Origin of the sequence: Phyllobacterium sp. LjRoot231, assembly GCF_964253365.1 — a bacterium.
GTDB lineage: Bacteria > Pseudomonadota > Alphaproteobacteria > Rhizobiales > Rhizobiaceae > Phyllobacterium.
The window spans coordinates 3,530,626-3,551,026 of sequence record NZ_CAXUQT020000001.1; the positions used below are offsets into that span (position 1 = coordinate 3,530,626).

Consider the following 20,401-nt stretch of genomic DNA (forward strand, 5'->3'; position numbering starts at 1 on the left):
AAGTGGATAGGATCAAATTCAATGGCATACGCAGATCGTAGCCGTGAATGGATGGCAGCTTGCGACAGGCGAGACGCCGCCCTCTCCACCCTCAAACCGGAAGGCGAGCAGATAAGCGGGGAGGCGGTGGAGCGGGACATGCTCAGTGAAATAGCCCATCTGATAACAGGCGTTTACGTGTCAACTTGTTGCGCCAGAACTGGTGGACGTGGGGGCGCAAGTGCTCACCCGCATTGCGATTGTCGGTCAACCGCCGAAGAAATTCTAGCTCTCATTAGGACGAAGCCATGACTAGCACCATTGCGTTGATCGAGCGGTTGAAGAAGATCGAGGATTGGTTCGTTTCCGACTATGGGTACAACCACGCAGCCACGATCAAGGAAGCCGCCACCGAACGCACACCGTTGAGCTACTGATTGGGAGATCCGGTATGAGTGCAGTCCGCTATCGCATCGACCCACGATTGGTACCGCCTGAAAAGGTTGCAAGGCGTCTAGGAGTGACGTTCGACAGGTTCAGAGCGTCAGTACCCGATCTGGAGCGTTCAGGCTTCCCAAAGCCTCTCAGTGTCCTGGGGAATTACTGTTTACAAGCTGTGGATAACTGGATCGATTCACAATCCGGTTTGACGGCAGCCACCACTCCCGAGTCTGCTCGCGAAAAGATGAAGCGAGCAATATCGGAGAGAGCGTGGGATCGGTGAAAATCGCCTACTACCGAGTCAAGCGAAATGGCCTTGGGTTTTGGGAACCCACGAGGGCAATGAAGGCGTATGGATTCACATCAACGCCTTGCGGGAAAGATGGCCCGCCAGCATGGGCAAAGGCTCATGAAATGAATGCCGCATGGCAGACCGCACGGCGATTGCCGAAGGGCAGCGTGCCCGCTCCGGCGCCGGCACAGTCTGAAAAGGTCTATCCCGTCGGCTCACTCGGCGAAGCGTTTGCGCGCTACAGAACCACGGATGAATGGAAAACCACCAAGAAAGCGCGCACACGCGAGGATTGGTGGCGCGGCTGGAAATATATCGATCCGGTATTTGGCGAGTTTCCGCCAAGTTGGGCTGATATGGAAACGCTGTCGTCATGGCGGAAAAATATTGAAGAACAGAAGAGCTTGCGGGAAGCCCATCGAGCAATGAAGATTTGGCGTGCCCTATGGAAAGTCGCTGCTGCTTTGAAATACTGCAAGCGAGACGACGACCCAAGTTTGGCCGTGACAAACAGCGAGCCTAAAGGCCGGTCACAAACTTGGACAGAAGGTGAAGCCATCCGCTTGGTCAAGCGCGCATTGCGCATGCGCTACAACGGCTTGGCAGCCGCTCTTGCATGCATGTGGGATGGTTCGGTCTCACCAGTAGACGCTCGATCGCTGATGCTGTCGCAGCGCTTCAAGGATGGCAAGGGAACGTGGTTCGAACTTGAGCGGGGCAAGACAGGCCGAGACGCTGTTCTGACGCTGTCGCGCCGCACCAATCGTCTGCTGGAGTGGTACATCAAGGCCACGTTCGGCGATGCAGACCCCATAGGCTCGATGAAGATATTCCGAACCAGGCGCGGGGCTGCCTACACCAAGAACTCATTTGCTGAAGATTTTCGCGACATCCGCAAGGTCGAGTTTCCCGGCGATACCCGTATGATGATGGATTTCCGCAGGTCCGGTGCCGTCGAGGCTGTCGCCGGCGCGGCATCTCCAGCACAGCTATCGGCCAAGATGGCAAACTCGATCGGGCAATCGAAGAAACTTGAACAGACGTATGCGCCGGTACGGGTGGCAGCGGTGCGCGAGGCCGATGTCGCGCGGCAGGCTGGTCGAAAGACATTGCGCGAGAACAAATGAGGCGCAAAAGTTGGAACAGCCGGTCTGGCGTTCCAACTATCCAAAACGGACGAACCAAATCAGTATTTGATTTTGTTGGGAAAAGTGGCGCGAGTGACGGGGCTCGAACCCGCGACCTCCGGCGTGACAGGCCGGCACTCTAACCAACTGAGCTACACCCGCGCACTTTCGTACCGTACTATTTGTACGGCGTGAGCGGTCGTTTAAGGGGTTCGCGGGGGTGTGTCAAGCACAACCGGAGATGAAAAATGCGATTGTGAAAAACTACTCCGACAAATCATAAAAGTGTCGTATCCCCTCTTGCCAATATCGCTCGAAACGCATAAACGCTCCCCACGCACCCTTTTGCGAAGGGCGATTAGCTCAGTTGGTAGAGCGCTTCGTTTACACCGAAGATGTCGGGAGTTCGAGTCTCTCATCGCCCACCATTCCTTTCCGAAAGACATCCCGCCAACATTAAAAGGCGTGCAAACTCGCCGATCCTGAGCATCCGCGGCGTCTTGCTCTTCCGTACCGGCAGTTTCTTTCTGCAACAATCCTGGTCAGCACTCCTTCAGAAACGCTGAACGATGGGTGCAATCTGATTTCACCGCAGTGACGAATCAAAAAGGCCGGGTAATTTCTTACCCGGCCTTTTCTTTTCGATATTTTCTTAGTGAGCGATCTGAGCGGACGCGTCATCCTCGACAACCGAAGACGGCACATGAACCGGTTCAGTCCATTCGATCGGCTCCGGCTGGCGCACCAGTGCATGCTTGAGTACCTCATTCGCATGCGAAACCGGAATGATCTCAAGGCCGTTCTTCACATTGTCCGGAATCTCCACCAGATCCTTGGCGTTTTCCTCCGGAATCAGAACGGTCTTGATGCCACCGCGCAAGGCGGCAAGCAGCTTCTCCTTCAGGCCACCGATCGGCAAGACCCTGCCTCGCAAGGTGATCTCGCCGGTCATGGCGATATCCTTGCGAACAGGAATGCCAGTCAGTATCGACACGATGGCGGTAACCATCGCAACACCGGCCGACGGACCATCCTTGGGTGTTGCACCTTCCGGCACGTGCACGTGAATGTCACGACGATCGAACAGGGGTGGCTCGACGCCGAAATCGATGGCCCGTGAGCGGACATAGGATGCCGCCGCAGAAATCGATTCCTTCATCACGTCGCGCAGATTGCCTGTCACGGTCATGCGGCCCTTGCCAGGCATCATGACGCCTTCAATGGTCAGCAACTCGCCGCCCACTTCCGTCCAGGCGAGGCCAGTAACAACACCAACCTGATCTTCACCGTCGATCTGGCCGAAGCGGAACTTCTCCACACCGAGATATTCATCGATGTTTGCATCCGTAACCTTCACCGACTTCTTCTGTGTTTTCAGAATTTCGGTGACGGCCTTGCGGGCCAACTTCATCAATTCACGTTCCAGATTACGGACACCAGCCTCCCGCGTATAATTGCGGATGATGGCGCGGATGGCGTCTTCGGAGACCGAGAATTCCTTCGGCTGCAATGCATGATCGCGGATTGCCTTCGGCAGCAGGTGCCGCTTGGCAATTTCCAGCTTCTCATCTTCCGTGTAACCGGCAATACGGATGATTTCCATACGGTCCATCAACGGACTGGGGATATTCAGCGTATTGGCAGTCGTCACGAACATCACATTCGAAAGGTCGTACTCGACCTCGAGATAGTGATCCATGAATGTCGAATTCTGTTCCGGATCAAGCACCTCCAACAAAGCAGATGACGGATCACCGCGGAAGTCCTGGCCCATCTTGTCGATCTCATCGAGCAGGAAGAGCGGGTTGGATTTCTTCGCCTTCTTCATCGACTGGATGACCTTGCCGGGCATCGAGCCAATGTAAGTACGGCGATGGCCGCGGATTTCAGCCTCGTCCCGCACGCCGCCAAGCGACATGCGGATGTATTCGCGGCCGGTAGCCTTGGCGATTGAACGGGCGAGCGAGGTCTTGCCAACGCCGGGAGGACCGACGAGGCAGAGGATCGGGCCTTTGATCTTGGTTGAACGGGCCTGCACCGCCAAATACTCGACAATGCGATCCTTGACCTTGTCCAAGCCGTAGTGCTCGGTATCGAGAACTTCGTCAGCGAGGTTCAGATCGTTCTTGATCTTCGACTTCTTGCCCCACGGAATGGACAGCAGCCAGTCGAGATAGTTGCGAACAACGGTCGCCTCGGCTGACATCGGGCTCATCTGGCGCAGCTTCTTCAGCTCTGCATTGGCCTTTTCGCGCGCTTCCTTCGAGAGCTTCGTCTTCTTGATGCGGTCTTCCAGTTCAGCGGACTCGTCGCGGCCATCTTCGCCATCGCCAAGTTCCTTCTGGATCGCCTTCATCTGCTCGTTCAGGTAGTATTCGCGCTGGGTCTTCTCCATCTGGCGCTTGACGCGCGAGCGGATACGCTTTTCCACCTGAAGGACGGAGATTTCCGATTCCATGAACGACATGGCCTTCTCCAACCGTGCACGCACGGAGAGGATCGACAACATATCCTGTTTTTCAGGAATCTTGATCGCGAGATGCGAGGCAACCGTATCGGCCAGCTTCGAATAATCCTCGATCTGTCCGGCGGCCCCGACAACTTCAGGCGAAATCTTCTTGTTCAGTTTTACGTAGTTTTCAAAATCCGACACCACCGAGCGAGCGAGCGCTTCGATCTCGACCGGATCTTCTTCCGGTTCTGTGAGCGTCACGGCAGCGGCTTCGTGATAATCTTCGCGTTCGCTGAAACTGGTGATCTCAGCGCGGGCAATACCTTCAACCAGCACCTTCACTGTACCGTCTGGCAATTTCAGCAATTGCAGGACGTTGGCAACAGTACCAATCGTATAGATTGCGTCAGCCTGCGGATCGTCGTCCGCAGCATTCTTCTGTGTGGCAAGCAGGATTTGCTTGTCGACGCCCATGACTTCCTCAAGCGCGCGAATGGATTTTTCGCGGCCGACGAAGAGTGGAACGATCATGTGGGGGAAGACAACGATATCGCGCAACGGCAGAACGGCATAAAGCCCGCTCTCGCCACCCGCCAGTGTCTTCTTGCTTGCAACCGTCATTTTATGTCCTTTCTCAGGCCATTCGGCCAGATCGCCACGTCCGGGTACCCTTTAAGCTGCATGGCCAAATCCAAAATCTAGATCCACTTTGGGGCTCATGCATTGAGCGGCGTACTACCAGTTATGCAGCTTAACACTTACTTGGAGTGGAGGCCCGCTTGTTTCAAGCACCCAGGCTCCAAGCTTATTCACAGAATCGTAATCTATCCTGCGCTCACGACAGCCCGAGCGCAATCTCTTGCAATGCCGTGCACAGAATTCGATCCAAATATAAAACAGAAAAGCTCCGCGAGACGCGGAGCCTTGCCGTTACATTGCTCTATTTCCGGTAAGTTACGCGGAAACATTGCCTTTTTCTTCCTTACGTTCGGCATAGATATAGAGAGGCCTTGAGTTGCCTTCCACTACGTCACCGGAGATCACCACTTCCTGGACGCCGTCGAGCGTTGGCAACTCATACATCGTATCGAGAAGAATCTTCTCCATGATCGACCGCAGTCCGCGCGCGCCGGTCTTTCGGGCAATCGCCCGCTTGGCAATAGCCTTCAACGCATCCTCATGGAACGTCAACTCGACGTTTTCCATATCGAACAGACGCTGATACTGCTTGACCAAAGCGTTCTTCGGTTCGGACAGAATCTGGACCAGTGCGACCTCATCGAGATCCTCGAGTGTCGCGATCACGGGCAGACGGCCAACGAACTCGGGGATTAGGCCGAATTTCAGCAGATCTTCCGGTTCGAGTTCGCGGAAGATTGCGCCAACCCGGCGATCGTCCGGAGCCTTGACCGCAGCACTGAAACCAATGGAGGTCTTCTCGCCGCGGGCCGAGATGATCTTGTCGAGACCGGCAAAAGCGCCACCACAGATGAACAGGATGTTCGTGGTGTCCACCTGCAGGAATTCCTGCTGGGGATGCTTGCGGCCACCTTGCGGCGGCACGGAAGCAACGGTGCCTTCCATTATCTTCAACAGTGCCTGTTGCACGCCCTCACCGGACACGTCGCGTGTGATCGACGGATTGTCCGACTTGCGGCTAATCTTGTCGACCTCGTCGATATAGACGATGCCGCGCTGCGCCCGCTCGACATTGTAGTCAGCCGACTGCAGCAGTTTCAGGATGATGTTTTCGACATCCTCACCAACATAACCGGCTTCCGTCAGCGTCGTCGCGTCTGCCATCGTAAACGGCACGTCGATGATGCGGGCAAGCGATTGCGCCAGATAGGTCTTGCCGCAACCGGTTGGACCAACGAGAAGGATGTTGGACTTCGCCAGTTCGACTTCATTGTTTTTCGATGCGTGGGCCAACCGTTTGTAGTGGTTGTGCACCGCGACAGAGAGAACACGCTTTGCATGGTTCTGACCGATGACATAATCATCGAGAACAGCCATGATTTCCTGCGGCGTCGGGACGCCTTCACGGGATTTCACCATCGAGGATTTGTTTTCCTCGCGGATGATGTCCATGCACAATTCGACACATTCATCGCAGATGAAAACAGTCGGGCCCGCAATCAGCTTGCGAACTTCATGCTGGCTCTTCCCGCAAAACGAGCAATATAGCGTATTCTTGGAATCGCCGCCGCCGTTGCTGACTTTGCTCATTGCAGTTTCCTTTCAGTATCGGGCCCGCTCTCCCGGGCCCGCCACTTCCTCCAGGTGGAAGTGAATAGTCATTCGTAGAATAGGCTTCTCTAACTCACCAATGGCTTAACGTAACGTCTGCTCCGCTCTATGCAAGCCGCATGTGTGGCAGAAAGTCCGCATCGGGGTCAAAAAAACTTCATTTTCGACCCCCATGGGCGATTTAGCCGGTTACTTTCCGTCGCCTTCAAGCACTGCACGCGATTCCAGCACCTTGTCGATCAGGCCGAACTCGAGTGATTCCTGTGCGGTCATGAAGTGATCGCGGTCAAGCGTGCGTTCGATCGACTCGTAATCGCGACCCGTATGCTTGACATAAATCTCGTTCAGGCGACGCTTCATCTTGATGATGTCCTGGGCATGGCGTTCAATATCGGACGCCTGTCCCTGGAAGCCGCCGGATGGCTGGTGCACCATGATGCGTGCGTTCGGCAGGACGAAACGCATGTCCTTCTCGCCAGCAGTCAGCAGCAGCGATCCCATGGACGCAGCCTGGCCAAAGCAAAGCGTTGACACGGCTGGACGAATGAATTGCATCGTGTCGTAAATTGCCATGCCTGAGGTGACGACACCCCCCGGCGAGTTAATATACATGTTGATTTCTTTTTTCGGATTTTCCGATTCAAGGAAAAGCAGCTGCGCGCAGACAAGCGTCGCCATGGCGTCCTCGATCGGTCCGGTAATGAAAATGATGCGTTCTTTCAGCAGGCGCGAGAAAATATCATAGGCCCGCTCGCCTCGATTGGTCTGTTCGACGACCATTGGCACGAGGTTCATAGCTGTTTCGATTGGATCTCTCATCGGTGGGCCTCAGCGTTTTGGAGAATAAGGAGCTCAAATACCCCAGATTCGTGGAAGACTAGTTCGATACATAGGGCGTCGCCACCCGGTTCCGCAAGATGTTCAACACATGATCCTTGACGCAAGCCGAATTCAATTCAAAGCCTGATCACATATTCCTTGCGTGTCGTCTCAAGCACTTCCCATGTGCCACGGAAACCGGGACGCAGCACAAAGCTGTCGCCCGCCTCGACGGATCGTTCGTCGCCACCCTCTTCCGTGATGATCGAACGGCCGGACAGGATATGGCAGAACTCCCACTCGTCATAGGCGATGCGCCATTTACCCGGCGTCGCCTCCCATATCCCCGCATAAATATTGCCTTCAGCCTCCTCGCAATTCCATGTGCGGAACTGCGGATCTCCAGAAATTACGCGCTCTGGTTTCGGCGCACCATGCTCGGGGTCGATATTGCCGAAATCAATTTTAATGAAATTTTTCATGAGGTTACCCTGCCTTTGCTAGCGCCTGTTCAAGATCGGCGATGATATCGGCAACGTTCTCGATGCCGATCGAAAGCCGCACCACATCTGGACCAGCGCCTGCCGCGATCTTCTGGTCGTCGCTGAGTTGCCGGTGCGTCGTCGAGGCCGGATGGATGATCAGCGATCTCGTATCGCCGATATTGGCAAGGTGCGAGAAGAGCTCCAGATGTTCGACAAGCTTGACGCCGGCGTCATATCCACCCTTCAAACCGAAGGTGAAAACCGAGCCCGCACCCCTTGGCGAATACTTCTGCTGCAGCTCATAATAGGGATCGTCCGCCAATCCCGCGTAGCTGATCCAATCCACTTTCTCATTTCGTTTCAACCACTTGGCGACCTCAAGCGCGTTGTCGCAATGGCGCTGCATACGCAGCGGCAGGGTTTCGATGCCGGTCAGGAGCTGGAAGGCATTGAAGGGCGAGAGCGCCGGACCTAAATCACGCAAACCGAGCACGCGGCAGGCAATGGCAAAGGCGAAATTGCCGAAGGTTTCGTGCAATACCACCCCATTATATTCGGGACGCGGCTGCGACAGCAGCGGATAATTACCCGATTTCGACCAATCGAATGTGCCGCAATCGACGATGATACCGCCCATGGAATTGCCATGGCCGCCGAGGAACTTCGTTGCGGAATGTACAATGATATCAGCACCATAGTCGATCGGCCGAATGAGATATGGCGACGCCAGAGTGTTGTCTACGATCAGCGGAAGGCCGTGCCGGTGGGCGATTTCGGCGATTGCTGCGATGTCGGTGATGATGCCGCCGGGGTTGGCGATGCTCTCGACGAAGATAGCGCGGGTACGATCATCGATCCGGGCCTCGAACGCTGCGGGATCCACCCCGTTCACCCAGCGTACATGCCAGTCGAAGGATTTGAACGACTGGCCGAACTGGTTGATCGACCCGCCATAAAGCTTGTCCGACGCGACAAAGTTATCCCCAGGCTGCATCAATGTATGGAATATCAGGAATTGTGCTGCGTGACCGGATGCAACTGCTAGTGCGGCCGTTCCACCTTCAAGTGCTGCGACACGTTCTTCAAGTACCGCATTGGTTGGATTGGTGATTCGGCTATAGATATTGCCGAAGGCCTTCAGGCCAAACAAAGACGCCGCATGATCCGCGTCATCGAAGACGAACGCCGTTGTTTGATAGATCGGCGTCACCCGCGCGCCCGTTTCCGGGTCGGGCCTGGCACCGGCGTGCACCGCCAATGTTTCGATTCCGGGTGCGCGATGCGCCATGTTTGTCCTCCTGTTGCCAGCCTCTCCTGCAAGGCTATGGGATTGCGACGCTGGGGCCAAGTGCGCATTTTCGCAACCAAGGACAATCTAATTGCAGCCAGCGATTGAGATTCTTGTGCCATTTTCGGGGTTTCTTGCGTAGGAATCGGCACTTCTTGCATAGGAATCGCGTAAAAGCGTTCAACTTGTTCGCCGGAACGGCACACAGGCATCGCATTTTTCAGCGATCGGCGAAAATGAATTGAACGAGCGTTTCATCAACCGGCAGACGGTGCTAGACGCGCATGCCGAGCCGGGGAATTTCGATTGCCGGGCACCGATTCATGACTACCTTGATCCCGGCTGCTTCCGCCTTGCGTGCGGCGGCTTCGTCCCAAACACCGAGCTGCATCCAGATCACTCGGGGCAGCGGTTCGAGCGCCAACGCCTCATCGACCACACCCGGAACGGCGAAGGAGTTGCGGAAAACATCCACCATGTCGATCGGCACCGGAATATTGGCGAGCCGTGCATAGACCAGTTGGCCAAGGATGGTCTTTCCCGCCTGCCCCGGATTGACCGGTATGACGTGATATCCCTGCGAAAGCAGAAATCTCATCACGGAAAAACTCGGCCGCATTTCATTGGGCGAAGCGCCGGTCAGCGCGATGGTTTTGACAGAGGACAGAATGCCGCGAATATATTCGTCGGAATAGTAGTCATGTTCCTGCATCAGCGAGCATGTCCTGTTTTTCGATCATCCGGCCGGCGCTGCCCAAAGTTCATAAAACGGCTTCAACGTGCGCAAATGACGCTGGACAATCGCCATATTCTCCGACGTCGGCTTTGCGTTTTCAACCTTGGCGAGGCCAGCTTTCAATCCCTCGATCATATCGGACTTTTCCTGTTCGGAAAGGTTGGGCATGGCGGGAATTGAGGCGATTGCTTGCTCTACTTCGACGCGCGGATCAGGGTTGGTCGCCCAGTGATAGGTCACCATGATCGTATTCGTTGTATCTATCCAGTCCGAAAAGCCGGCGAAACCATATTCAGCTGCTTTCGCATCGAGGATAGCCGTTCGCTCCACAGCCTCACCCCTGCCGTCCAACTCGCGTACGGTCGCAGCCACGGGCGCAAATCCGAAAAGGAAGCGTCTGATCGTATCCTCGGTCAGAGCTACCGGCCGCTCCGGCAGATTGAACGGTTGTATGGCTTGGGTCGGGGGCGGTGTCGTCTGTGTAGCAATAATTCCGGCATAAGCGAGCGCAAACACACAGCATGCTGCGATCAATCCAGGCGGTTTCATAACGTCCTCCGTCTTGAAAAGACGATGTGGAAATAGGAGCGTCAAGGATAGTAGTGAAGTGTAAAGAAAACAGCAAAGGACTGGTTTATGGCTATAGCGATGGATGTAGAGGCGTTGACTTCCTTTCTGGAACGTGAATTTCCGCAAGTAAATGCCGAAGGAATGGCCTTCGTGGTGACCGACGCCGGCGAAGGCTTTGCATCGATGCGGCTTGATCCGGCGGACCGGCATCTGCGGCCGGGCGGCACGGTGTCCGGGCCCACCTTGTTCGCGCTGGCAGACATCACCGCCTATGTTGCTATCCTTGCGCAGATCGGGCCGGTGGCCCTCGCCGTGACAACGAACCTCAACATCAATTTCCTGCGCAAGCCGCAGCCTGGGCCTATCGACGCAAAGGCGACGCTGCTGAAACTCGGCAAGCGCCTGGCGGTCGTGGAAATTGCGATAACCAACAGCGTAAATGGCGAGCTTGTGGCGCACGCAACGTCGACCTATTCGATACCACCGCGCCCCGAAGCCCAGGGTCAGGACCTGTTAATATGATCGAAATGGCACCTGAAACGGCAAGAAGATGCAGCGCATGTTCCGATCCGGCTCTTCGCCGGGTCGAAAGATACATGCGCCGCTTCTTTCATTGGAGCATGGTCTTGTCAGAAAAGTCGAACAACTTTTCGGGACCATGCTCTGAGAGACGTGAAGGGCGGGGCCTTTCCCCCGGCCGAACGGTTCGACACGGCAGCTTGCAGCCGTTTCGGCGTCCGGAGGATATGGTCTTTTCGCCCGGCTACTGTGTCGCAAAGGCTCGAAAATGGATAAACATTTCCATCGCCTTTGTTCCTCGCATCCGAACGAAAAGCCTCATACCATTTCGACCAGATTAACGGGTCCTGACCCTAGCCTCTATATCTGAGGCACTGCGGGCGTAAGGCCGTGACGGCGCATGATTTCTGCCATCTTGGCCCGGTCCGGTGGAGCACCGGCCGCGGCGTTGACCACCGCGAAAGCCTCGCGAAAATACTCCGGACCAATCGCGGCTGGTGTAATCATGCAGAGTGCCTTCACGTCCAGGCTTCCGTTGTTATCAAACCGATGAACAGCACCTCGCGGAATGCATAGTGCCTGTCCCGGCCCAACATCGATCTGTTTCCCGTCGACCGTCCAGGTCAGCACACCGTCGATGCCATAGATTGTCTCTTCATAATGGTCGTGGCTGTGAGCGGGAACGGGCAGTCGCTGAGAAGCCGGGACAAGAAGCTCGAAGGCCGCAATGCTGTCATTCGAGTTGTCTCCGGTCAGCAGGAAGTGGACCGCGAGCCCCTTGGTGGCAATGGTTTCGTCGGAAGGATTGACACGAGGATCTATGGCTGGCTGCGGCATTGCGTAATCTCCTTCGGTAAACTACATTTACTACTAGTAGTAAACTGCATTTACCGAGAGTCAATGCCCCTATCCCAGAGAGTTTGCCGATGAAAACCGAGGACATGCTGATCGGCGCACTGCTGCGCGTTCCGGCCCAGGCGATCCAGCGCCGGCTTATCAAGGAGCTCAACGCCGCCGGGTTTGACGAACTGCGCCTGCCACATATGGCGGTGCTGCAGTTTCCCGGTCCGGATCAGGTTCGCCCGGCTACGCTCGCCGAACGCGCCGGTATGAGCAAACAGGCCATCAACCAGCTGCTTCGGAGCCTCGAGGGTTTCGGCTACATCGTCCGGTCGGATGTTCCGGGTGAAAGCAGCGCGCGGCAGATCCTTTTTACCGAACGTGGACACGCCGCATTCTGGAAGATGGTTGACATATTGCGCGACATCGAGCGTGAGTGGAGCGCCGAACTTGGGCCAGAGCGTTTCGCCCAGCTCAAAGCGCTGCTGTTTCTCGTCTGGGACAGCCCGTTGGTTCGCTAGTCCAGGCGTTTACACCCCCTAGGGTCAGGACTCACTAATCAGAGCCAGAAGATGACGGCTGCCGCTATGTATATGCTTGAGAAGAAGGTGTGAGCGCCGCCGTCATATCGGGTGTGAATGCGACGCCAGTCCTTGAGCTTACCGAACATGTTTTCGATTTGTAGCGCTTTTTGTACAGCACAGGATCACGCGGAATCGGGATCTTTCGGTTGGCAACCATTGAATCAATCCGCCAATAAGGCCGCTAGTGGCAATGCCACTGGCCCTATTGGCCATTGAAGACATTCATCGAAGCAAGAGAAGCGGATGTTACCGTTACGTACTTGCCCCCTCACATATCCGGAACTAGATTGCCTGCTCACGCCGCAGCCTGTCCGCTAATGAGACCAAAGGCGCGTGCGTATTCCCATCAAGGCCACGGCCCGCGAGCTGATCAAACAGGCCGGATACATATCAGCGATTTCCGCTATTCATGCACGAACTCACTTGCGAAACGCAGCCGGTCCATACATTTGCGCGGATACTGTTGAAAAACTCCCAGCAGGCCCTGCCGGCAAGACTTGACTGTGACAGGGTCAACCGCCATAAGCCGACCAGTTTTTGGGGGAGGTTGCGGTGAACCAGATAGCCATCTTCAGCGGCAGTGCTCATCCCGAACTTGCGCAGGAAATATGTTCCTGTCTCGGCGTGCCGTTGCATCCGGTGCGCACCAAGCGTTTCTCCAACGATTGCCTTGAAGTCCAGTTGCAGGCCAATTGCCGCGAGCAGGATGTTTTCATCGTCCAGCCGCTCAGCGTGCCGGTGCAGGAAAACCTGGTCGAGCTGCTGCTGATGCTCGATGCCGCGCGCGGTGCATCAGCCTCGCGCATCACCGCTGTCATCCCGCACTTTTCCTATGCCCGTTCCGACAAGAAGGACGCGCCGCGCATTTCCATCGGTGGGCGGCTGGTCGCAGATCTCCTGGTCACTGCTGGGGCCAGTCGCGTCCTCACCATGACGCTGCATTCCCCGCAGGTGCATGGCTTTTTCAGCGTGCCCGTCGATCAGCTCCATGCGCTTGGCGAGCTCGCCAATCACTTCTTTCGCTATGACCTGAGCCGCGGCGTCGTCGTTTCGCCCGACCTTGGCAATGCCAAAAACGCGGCCGCCTTCGCCAAGCGCCTCAATGTGCCGGTCGCCGCCGGTGCCAAGGAGCGTGTGAGCGATACCCAGGTGCGCATCTCGGCGCTTATCGGCGATGTCCGCAATCGCGACGTCATCGTGCTCGATGACGAGATCGCCAGCGGCGGCTCCATTCTCGAACTGCTCCAGCATCTGCGCGCCCATGGCGCCCGCACCATTCGGATTGCCACCACTCACGCCATTTTCGCCGGCTCCGCCGTCGCCCGCCTTGCCGCCGAACCCGACGTGCTGGAGATCGTCTGCACGAACACCGTGCCCATCGCCACCGAAAAGCGCCTGCCCAAGCTGACCGTGCTGTCTGTCGCGCCTGCCTTCGCCGAAGCCATGCGCCGGATCAACTCGGGCGATTCCGTCAGTGCGCTTTTGGCAGAGGACATCGCCCCAACCCGGGCAGTCGCCGCGTTTTAGCCAATCGAGGCGTGCCTTCATATTGTCCATCACACGTCCCGCTCCGCTGGACTTGATCCGGTCATGAGCTGTGCTGCCTCTATGTCAAACTCCAAGCAGGGCGGTCATTCGCTAAAGTCTGCTTCGGGCCCAAGAACGGTCATTCAAGAGTTGTGGAAGACGTCTACGCCTGCCCGCCAGGCGGCAGCAAATACAGCGTCATCGCAAGAATGAAGTAGACCATCAACATCAATACACCCACGAACCATGTCGAGTGCCCGCTATTGGTAACGATGATGGCGGTCATCGTGGCGATCAGCACCATGACGACAGCGCCCGGCCAGAATTGCAGGTCCATGGGCGCTGGCCCGATGACGTAACTCAGCAGCACAAGGACTGGTGCAACGAAGAGGGCGATTTGCGCAGCACTTCCGAGAGCAATGCCGACGCTCAGATCGAGCCTGTTCTTGCGAGCGCCGGAAAAGGCTGATGCCATTTCCGCCGCACCACCTACCAAGGCCACGACGATAAAGCCCACGAATGCGGGCGTCATTCCGAATGTCGCCGCAGCCTCCTGAACCGATTCGACAAAGATTTCGCTGACGAGCGCCACCAGCACTGTAATGCCCGCCAGCGTAACAAGGGCCACATTGATTGGCCAAGGCTGCTCCTCCGAAGCCTCTTCTGTGCTGCCGAAGAGCTCGCTGTGGCTCTTGAGTGAGAATACGAGACCCAGTCCATAGGCGATGATCAGGACGACTGACAGGCCGACACTCAGTTTTTGCATGAACTCCGACGGCACCTCAAAATCGGCAGAGGCAACTGCTGAGGGGATAATCAGGGCGACTGTAGCCAGAAACAGCAGGCTTGTTTGCAGACGCGCGTTCACCCGATTGTACTCCTGAATGTGGTATTTCAGTCCCCCGAGCAGGAACGACGCTCCCAACATAAACAGAGTGTTGGCAACAATTGCTCCGGCCACGGAAGCCTTGACCAAGGTAAACTGGCCAAGGCGCAGTGCGGCCAGCGCAATGATGAGTTCGGTGAGATTGCCGAGCGTTGCATTGAGGAGACCGCCGACCGCATCGCCGGTTTTGGCGGCAACGGACTCGGTGGCGTGACTGAGCAGAGTCGCCAATGGAATGATGGCCAATACCGCGAGCAGAAAAAGCAGCGTGTGCGCCTCCGGGCTGGCCATCTTCGCCGCAAAAACGACGGGCACGAGGGCGAGTAGCCAAAGGATCGGGTTGTGCCGGATTTCTTGCCATAGATGGTTCATGAAAGATCTCCCAATTCCAAAAAAGCACTGCCGCTGGCAGCGCTCAGGACTTGCGATCGATAACCGTCGAACGCAGCGCCTCTACGCTGACCGCCGCAACGAGCCCGGTCAGGATGATACCGCAAAAGCCGATCACAATAGCGAAGATGCGCGATGAAAAATGTTTTGGCGTCAGATCGCCATAGCCGATGGTGAGGCCGGTAACGAAGGTGAAATAGAGAGTGTCGGTCACGCGCCAGCCTTCTATCCACCCAACCAGAAGCCCGCACGCCACCATCACCATGATGATCCCGGACAAGATCGGCCATACCACCAGAACTTGCTGATAAAGCGCTTTGAAGAAGATGAGCCTGGTCTGCCTGTTTGCCATCGCACCTCACCTGATAAACGGACCACGATGATCATAGGCAACCCGGCGGGTAACGGAAGTACGTTACGGTAAAACGTTGCGTAAATTGATCAAGTGGCGGTGATGAGCGAGTCCTGGCCTAGGCGGTGTGGACGGATTTGACCAAGAAGAAGCCTGCTGTGAGTGCGACAATGGGATGCGAAATTCCGCTTCGTCTTCTCGCATCGCAGGGCGACGCGTTTGAGCTTGCCGACGGCTTGTTCGATGCGGGCATATCCATGAGTGCGGGCCTGTTTATGGTGCGGAGCTTTGTGTGCAACGCGAACCACCCAAACGCTCCGATGTTGCAGGAGTGTCATCTGACAGGCTCTGTTCGCCTGGAAGCGATGATCACTATCGCCCGCTACGGAAGAACGACGCGTCCCCGCCCGCAGCGGGCAATTGCAATGACAGTGCCGTTCGTTGTAATCATTCCGCCCGCTTGATTTTGGAGGAGACGCAGCATGGACCGATTCACTGGCGGTTGCCTGTGCGGCAACGTCCGAATTGTGGCGTCGGGACTCCCATACCGGGTCGGCCTTTGTCACTGTCTCGACTGCCGCAAGCATCATGGGGCCCTTTTTCACGCTTCCGCGGTGTTCCCTCAGGATGCGGTGACGATCGATGGCGAAACACGCGACTACGCCGGGCGGTTTTTCTGTCCCCGCTGCGGCTCGTCCATTTTCGCACGCACCGCAGACGAAATCGAAGTGAACGTAGGATCCCTGGATGCCCCTGACCAACTGATGCCAACCTACGAAAGCTGGATCGTCCGTCGTGAGTCCTGGTTGCCGCCGTTTCCGCTCACGAGACGATACGACCGCGATCGTGACGCCACGAGTCGCTTTGAGGAGTAGGTCGCACGAACGGTGCGAAGGGCGCATTACAGCATTCTAGCCGGTATGGTCTACTAGGCTCAGGACCTATAAATCTGGCATCAGTATTTGGCAGCGACTGCCATGAGGCATGGCTCGAAAAACGGACCACCACCGGCAACTTTGCGCCGGAAGCGGGCTTCCAATGGCAGTTGTCAGGCGCTGCTTCATCCGCCGTGGGGCGAGTCATTCGGGTGCGGCAACGCGAATGGGACGTGTTCCGACCGGAGCGCCGGTCTCGCGGTCGATGGTGACGGGATCGATCTCCGTTCCGGTCTCGGCGTCAAAGAACCGGTTCACCTTGCCCCCGCCGCGATGCTTGCGTCCCCACGCGCCGATCGCAAACAGCACCGGCAGAAAGTCGCGGCCGGCTTCGGTCAGCAGATATTCATCCCGTGGCGGTCGGTCGGAATAGCGGCGTTTCTCCAGCAGCCCCTCGTCAGTCAGAGCTGAAAGTCGCCCCGTCAGCATCGTCGGCGCGATACCAAGACTCTTGCGGAATTCATCAAAGCGAGTGAGGCCCGCATGGGCATCCCGCATGATCAGCATGCTCCATGCATCCCCCACAAGGGCAAGGCTCCGGGCGATCAGGCATGGCTGGTTTGAAAGATTCTTCATGTTAATATCTTTTTGATAGTGACTTACTACTAAATTCATAGTAACTGATTATTCATCGATGTTCCACGACAAAATGAAAGCAGAACGCAATGAGCAAGACAGAACGCGGCATCGCCCTGGTCACGGGCGCTTCCTCAGGCATTGGGCTGGTAGCGGCACGAGCGCTGCGGCGCGATGGCTACCGTGTATTCGGTACCAGCCGAAAGCCGATGTCCGATACCCCGGACGGGATCACGATGCTGATCTGCGATGTAACCGATGACGCATCGGTGCAGACGGTCGTCGACGAGGTTCTAAGCCGCGCAGGGCGGATCGATCTTCTCGTCAACAACGCCGGAATCGGGCTGCTCGGCGGCGCTGAAGAGTCCTCTGCGGCACAGGCGAAGGCTGTGTTCGACGTGAACGTGTTCGGCGTCCTGCGGATGACAAATGCAGTCCTGCCCGTGATGAGACGCCAGCGCAGGGGCCGAATTGTCAATTTGAGCTCCATACTCGGGCTAATTCCCGCTCCTTATAACGCCCTCTACGCATCGACCAAACACGCTATCGAGGGCTATTCGGAATCTCTCGATCATGAAGTTCGAACGCAGGGCATCCGCGTTGTGCTTGTCGAGCCGGGTGTGACCCGCACATCCTTCGAAGATAACATCACCCGACCGGACCAGCCGCTTCCCGTGTACGATACTAATCGTGCCAACGCAGAGAAGCTGATGCGCGAAATCATCGCGAAGGGTGACGCACCTGAGGTAGTCGCCGCAACCGTCGTAAGGGCCGCCAATGCGGCATCGCCTAAAAGACGCTACACCGCAGGCAAAGCAGCGGGGCAGGTTCGTTTTATGCGCCGCTTCCTGCCGGAGTCCTTCGTAGACAAAAACCTGCGGAAATTCAGTCGGCTTCCCGACTGAACGTTCATCGCTACATTATTTGGCTTCGCCGGCTGACCACAGAAACGAAAGTTGGTTCTTATGAAATCATTCCTGATCGATCGCTATGTGAAAGGTGGTGCCCTGCGTTTCGCTGAAAGTCCGGAGCCGGAGCTGCGGGAGAATGATGTGATGGTGGAGGTTCACGCCGCCAGTGTGAATGTTCTGGATACCAAGATCAGAGATGGAGAGTTCAAGCTCATCCTGCCATACCGCCTTCCGCTGGTCCTCGGCAACGATGTAGCGGGCGTCGTGGTCCGGGTCGGGGCCAATGTCCGTCAGTTCAAGCCTGGTGACGAGGTCTATGCGCGTCCGGCCCAGGATCGCATCGGGACATTTGCAGAGTATATCGCCATGGACGAGGCCGATGTAGCGATGAAGCCGAACAATCTGACCATGGAAGAGGCCGCATCCATTCCGCTTGTCGCCCTGACAGCATGGCAGGTGCTTGTCGAGCGGGCCAACTTGCAGAAGGGGCAGAAAGTCCTGATCCATGCCGGCTCGGGCGGCGTGGGCACGATCGCGATCCAGCTTGCCAAGCATCTCGGAGCGTATGTGGCGACGACCACAAGCACAGTAAATATCGATCTCGTCAAAAGTCTCGGCGCAGATGTCGTGATCGACTACAAGAAGGACAACTTCGAGGAGGTCCTGCACGATTGCGACGTCGTACTGAACAGCCTCGGCATAGACACGCTGAAGAAATCCCTTGGTGTGCTGAAGCCGGGCGGGAAGCTGATCTCGATTTCCGGTCCGCCGGACCCGGATTTCGCGAGGCAGAACGGCTCAGGCTGGCTGCTTCAACAGGTGATGCGCCTGCTGAGTTTCGGCATCAGGAGAAAATCGAAACGCCAGGGCATCAGCTATTCCTTCCTCTTCATGACGGCCAACGGTGGGCAGCTTGGTCAGATCACCTCCCTGATCGAGGCAGGTGCCATACGACCGGTAGTGGATCGGGTCTTCCCATTCGAGAAGACCAATGAGGCGCTGGACTATGTCGAAACGGGTCGCGCGAAGGGGAAGGTTGTCGTCGCTGTGAAGTGACGCCTGGGGGGCAATGGGGGCGCCGCTCCATCTCATCCAGCGGCCAAATTGCGCCAAAATGATGTGGTAATATAATACCTTTTCAATAAGCAGCTGTATTTGCTATGTTATTTCTGATACTGCACAAAAATCGACACTTGACGCAAGTGCCCTGCCCCTTTATTGAAACCCTCGACTGCGGTGGGATTTCCCGCCGTTTTTCATTGTTATACGGAATTCAAGTATCCGCATAACCCAAGCAACAAGAAAAGCCTTCCTTTGTGAAGGATGATCTCAAGGACGAACACAATGGCTACCTTCTCCCAGAAGCCGGCAGATGTGACGAAAAAGTGGATCCTGATCGACGCCGAAGGTCTCGTCGTCGGCCGTCTCGCTTCCATCGTCGCCAACATCCTGCGCGGCAAGCACAAAGCAACCTTCACCCCGCACGTTGACGATGGCGACAATGTCATCATCATCAATGCCGACAAGGTTGCCCTCACCGGTAAGAAGTTTACCGACAAGATTTACTACTGGCACACCGGTCATCCCGGCGGCATCAAGGAACGCACTGCCCGTCAGCTGCTCGAAGGCCGTTTTCCGGAACGCGTCGTTGAGAAGGCTGTTGAGCGCATGGTCCCCCGTGGTCCGCTCGGCCGTCGCCAGATGAAGAACCTGCGCGTTTACGCCGGTTCCAACCACCCACATGAAGCTCAGGCACCTGAAGTCCTCGACGTTGGCGCGCTGAATTCCAAGAACAAAAGGAGCGCATAAGAATGGCTGAGCTCAACTCGCTCGCAGAACTCGGTACCGCTGCCGTCGCCTTGACGCAGGCCGCTGCACCGGTTCATGTCCAGAAGCTCGATGCCAAGGGCCGTGCCTACGCAACCGGCAAGCGCAAGGATGCGGTTGCCCGCGTCTGGATCAAGCCGGGTTCCGGCAAGATCGTCGTCAACGAAAAGGAATACGGCAAGTATTTCGCCCGTCCGGTTCTGCAGATGATCCTGCAGCAGCCGATCGTTGCTGCCAACCGCGCCGGCCAGTACGACATCATCGCTACCGTTGCCGGTGGTGGTCTGTCCGGTCAGGCCGGTGCCGTTCGTCACGGTATCTCCAAAGCCCTCACCTATTTCGAACCTGCCCTGCGCGGCGTTCTGAAAAAGGGCGGCTTCCTGACACGCGACAGCCGCGTCGTCGAACGCAAGAAGTACGGCAAGGCGAAAGCCCGTCGCTCGTTCCAGTTCTCGAAGCGCTAATATCGCTTCATACGGACAGAACAGAAAGCGGGCCTTCGGGTCCGCTTTTTTGTTGCCAATGAGTGCGTTTACGGTAGCTTCGCCACTGTGCGTGGTTCGACAAGCTCACCATGAGGGAGGTGGCGGCTGCAACGATAATCGTCAACGTCGC

General features: G+C 56.5%; 22 protein-coding genes, 2 tRNA genes and 1 pseudogene. 12 read left to right on the plus strand and 13 right to left on the minus strand.

Annotation, left to right across the window (positions count from 1 at the left end; all coding sequences use genetic code 11):
• The first annotated feature begins 287 nt into the window (after positions 1-287).
• Entirely contained in the window at positions 288-416 is a 129-nt protein-coding gene (locus ACSQ3H_RS17560; protein ID WP_436118218.1) for a hypothetical protein, read from the plus strand.
• 418 nt (positions 417-834) lie between these two features.
• Positions 835-1,839: a hypothetical protein gene (locus ACSQ3H_RS17565; RefSeq protein ID WP_436118219.1), complete on the plus strand. Its 1,005-nt coding sequence runs from the start codon at positions 835-837 to the stop codon at positions 1,837-1,839.
• 85 nt (positions 1,840-1,924) lie between these two features.
• Here the strand turns inward: ACSQ3H_RS17565 and ACSQ3H_RS17570 are convergent.
• Positions 1,925-2,001: transfer RNA gene (locus ACSQ3H_RS17570), tRNA-Asp, on the minus strand.
• 190 nt (positions 2,002-2,191) lie between these two features.
• Here ACSQ3H_RS17570 and ACSQ3H_RS17575 point away from each other — a divergent pair.
• Positions 2,192-2,267: transfer RNA gene (locus ACSQ3H_RS17575), tRNA-Val, on the plus strand.
• A gap of 224 nt (positions 2,268-2,491) precedes the next feature.
• On the opposite strand, the gene lon is transcribed toward ACSQ3H_RS17575, so the two are convergent.
• From lon to ACSQ3H_RS17610, 7 genes are all read right to left on the minus strand, one after another.
• A complete protein-coding gene (gene lon / locus ACSQ3H_RS17580) occupies positions 2,492-4,912 on the minus strand; it encodes an endopeptidase La (protein WP_436118220.1) in 2,421 nt (806 codons plus the stop codon).
• 333 nt (positions 4,913-5,245) lie between these two features.
• On the minus strand, positions 5,246-6,520 hold the full coding sequence (gene clpX, locus ACSQ3H_RS17585) for an ATP-dependent Clp protease ATP-binding subunit ClpX (protein ID WP_008120789.1): 1,275 nt from the start codon (positions 6,518-6,520) through the stop codon (positions 5,246-5,248).
• A gap of 210 nt (positions 6,521-6,730) precedes the next feature.
• Entirely contained in the window at positions 6,731-7,360 is a 630-nt protein-coding gene (locus tag ACSQ3H_RS17590; protein WP_436118221.1) for an ATP-dependent Clp protease proteolytic subunit, read from the minus strand.
• A 137-nt stretch (positions 7,361-7,497) separates the two neighbouring features.
• Positions 7,498-7,842, minus strand: coding sequence for a cupin domain-containing protein (locus ACSQ3H_RS17595; RefSeq protein ID WP_436118222.1), 345 nt, complete (start codon positions 7,840-7,842; stop codon positions 7,498-7,500).
• A gap of 4 nt (positions 7,843-7,846) precedes the next feature.
• A complete protein-coding gene (locus tag ACSQ3H_RS17600) occupies positions 7,847-9,133 on the minus strand; it encodes an O-acetylhomoserine aminocarboxypropyltransferase (protein WP_436118223.1) in 1,287 nt (428 codons plus the stop codon).
• Positions 9,134-9,407: 274 nt separating this feature from the next.
• A complete protein-coding gene (locus ACSQ3H_RS17605; protein WP_436118224.1) occupies positions 9,408-9,845 on the minus strand; it encodes a CoA-binding protein in 438 nt (145 codons plus the stop codon).
• Between the two features lie 24 nt (positions 9,846-9,869).
• Positions 9,870-10,418 carry a hypothetical protein gene (locus ACSQ3H_RS17610; protein WP_436118225.1) on the minus strand — a complete coding sequence of 183 codons (549 nt, stop codon included), beginning with the start codon at positions 10,416-10,418 and terminating at the stop codon, positions 9,870-9,872.
• A gap of 87 nt (positions 10,419-10,505) precedes the next feature.
• On the opposite strand from ACSQ3H_RS17610, the gene ACSQ3H_RS17615 reads away from it, so the two are divergent.
• On the plus strand, positions 10,506-10,961 hold the full coding sequence (locus ACSQ3H_RS17615; RefSeq protein WP_436118226.1) for a PaaI family thioesterase: 456 nt from the start codon (positions 10,506-10,508) through the stop codon (positions 10,959-10,961).
• A 357-nt stretch (positions 10,962-11,318) separates the two neighbouring features.
• Here ACSQ3H_RS17615 and ACSQ3H_RS17620 read toward each other — a convergent pair whose 3' ends face one another.
• Entirely contained in the window at positions 11,319-11,795 is a 477-nt protein-coding gene (locus ACSQ3H_RS17620) for a cupin domain-containing protein (protein ID WP_436118227.1), read from the minus strand.
• An 89-nt stretch (positions 11,796-11,884) separates the two neighbouring features.
• On the opposite strand from ACSQ3H_RS17620, the gene ACSQ3H_RS17625 reads away from it, so the two are divergent.
• Positions 11,885-12,319, plus strand: a complete 435-nt coding sequence (locus tag ACSQ3H_RS17625; protein WP_436118228.1) for a MarR family winged helix-turn-helix transcriptional regulator — start codon at positions 11,885-11,887, stop codon at positions 12,317-12,319.
• 38 nt (positions 12,320-12,357) lie between these two features.
• On the opposite strand, the pseudogene ACSQ3H_RS17630 reads toward ACSQ3H_RS17625, so the two are convergent.
• A pseudogene (locus ACSQ3H_RS17630) lies at positions 12,358-12,500 on the minus strand (transposase); the annotation flags it as partial.
• A gap of 434 nt (positions 12,501-12,934) precedes the next feature.
• Here ACSQ3H_RS17630 and ACSQ3H_RS17635 point away from each other — a divergent pair.
• Positions 12,935-13,909: a ribose-phosphate diphosphokinase gene (locus tag ACSQ3H_RS17635; RefSeq protein ID WP_436118229.1), complete on the plus strand. Its 975-nt coding sequence runs from the start codon at positions 12,935-12,937 to the stop codon at positions 13,907-13,909.
• 163 nt (positions 13,910-14,072) lie between these two features.
• Here the strand turns inward: ACSQ3H_RS17635 and cax are convergent, their stop codons facing one another.
• Together cax and ACSQ3H_RS17645 are read right to left on the minus strand one after the other, a co-directional pair.
• Positions 14,073-15,167 carry a calcium/proton exchanger gene (gene cax, locus ACSQ3H_RS17640; RefSeq protein WP_436118230.1) on the minus strand — a complete coding sequence of 365 codons (1,095 nt, stop codon included), beginning with the start codon at positions 15,165-15,167 and terminating at the stop codon, positions 14,073-14,075.
• A gap of 43 nt (positions 15,168-15,210) precedes the next feature.
• On the minus strand, positions 15,211-15,537 hold the full coding sequence (locus ACSQ3H_RS17645) for a potassium channel family protein (RefSeq protein ID WP_436118231.1): 327 nt from the start codon (positions 15,535-15,537) through the stop codon (positions 15,211-15,213).
• A 137-nt stretch (positions 15,538-15,674) separates the two neighbouring features.
• On the opposite strand from ACSQ3H_RS17645, the gene ACSQ3H_RS17650 reads away from it, so the two are divergent.
• Together ACSQ3H_RS17650 and ACSQ3H_RS17655 are read left to right on the plus strand one after the other, a co-directional pair.
• Positions 15,675-16,001, plus strand: coding sequence for a hypothetical protein (locus tag ACSQ3H_RS17650; protein WP_436118232.1), 327 nt, complete (start codon positions 15,675-15,677; stop codon positions 15,999-16,001).
• 18 nt (positions 16,002-16,019) lie between these two features.
• Complete coding sequence (locus tag ACSQ3H_RS17655) at positions 16,020-16,412, plus strand: GFA family protein (RefSeq protein WP_436118233.1); 393 nt, start codon at positions 16,020-16,022, stop codon at positions 16,410-16,412.
• Between the two features lie 204 nt (positions 16,413-16,616).
• Here ACSQ3H_RS17655 and ACSQ3H_RS17660 read toward each other — a convergent pair whose 3' ends face one another.
• Positions 16,617-17,048 (minus strand): winged helix-turn-helix transcriptional regulator, encoded by a 432-nt coding sequence (locus ACSQ3H_RS17660; RefSeq protein WP_436118234.1) that lies wholly within the window; start codon positions 17,046-17,048, stop codon positions 16,617-16,619.
• Between the two features lie 89 nt (positions 17,049-17,137).
• Between ACSQ3H_RS17660 and ACSQ3H_RS17665 the strand changes: the two genes are divergently transcribed.
• From ACSQ3H_RS17665 to rpsI, 4 genes are all read left to right on the plus strand, one after another.
• On the plus strand, positions 17,138-17,953 hold the full coding sequence (locus tag ACSQ3H_RS17665; protein WP_436118235.1) for an oxidoreductase: 816 nt from the start codon (positions 17,138-17,140) through the stop codon (positions 17,951-17,953).
• A 60-nt stretch (positions 17,954-18,013) separates the two neighbouring features.
• A complete protein-coding gene (locus tag ACSQ3H_RS17670) occupies positions 18,014-19,015 on the plus strand; it encodes an NADP-dependent oxidoreductase (RefSeq protein ID WP_436118236.1) in 1,002 nt (333 codons plus the stop codon).
• Between the two features lie 288 nt (positions 19,016-19,303).
• Positions 19,304-19,768, plus strand: coding sequence for a 50S ribosomal protein L13 (gene rplM, locus ACSQ3H_RS17675; RefSeq protein ID WP_436118237.1), 465 nt, complete (start codon positions 19,304-19,306; stop codon positions 19,766-19,768).
• Positions 19,769-19,770: 2 nt separating this feature from the next.
• Complete coding sequence (gene rpsI, locus ACSQ3H_RS17680; protein WP_436118238.1) at positions 19,771-20,250, plus strand: 30S ribosomal protein S9; 480 nt, start codon at positions 19,771-19,773, stop codon at positions 20,248-20,250.
• Positions 20,251-20,401 lie beyond the last annotated feature (151 nt).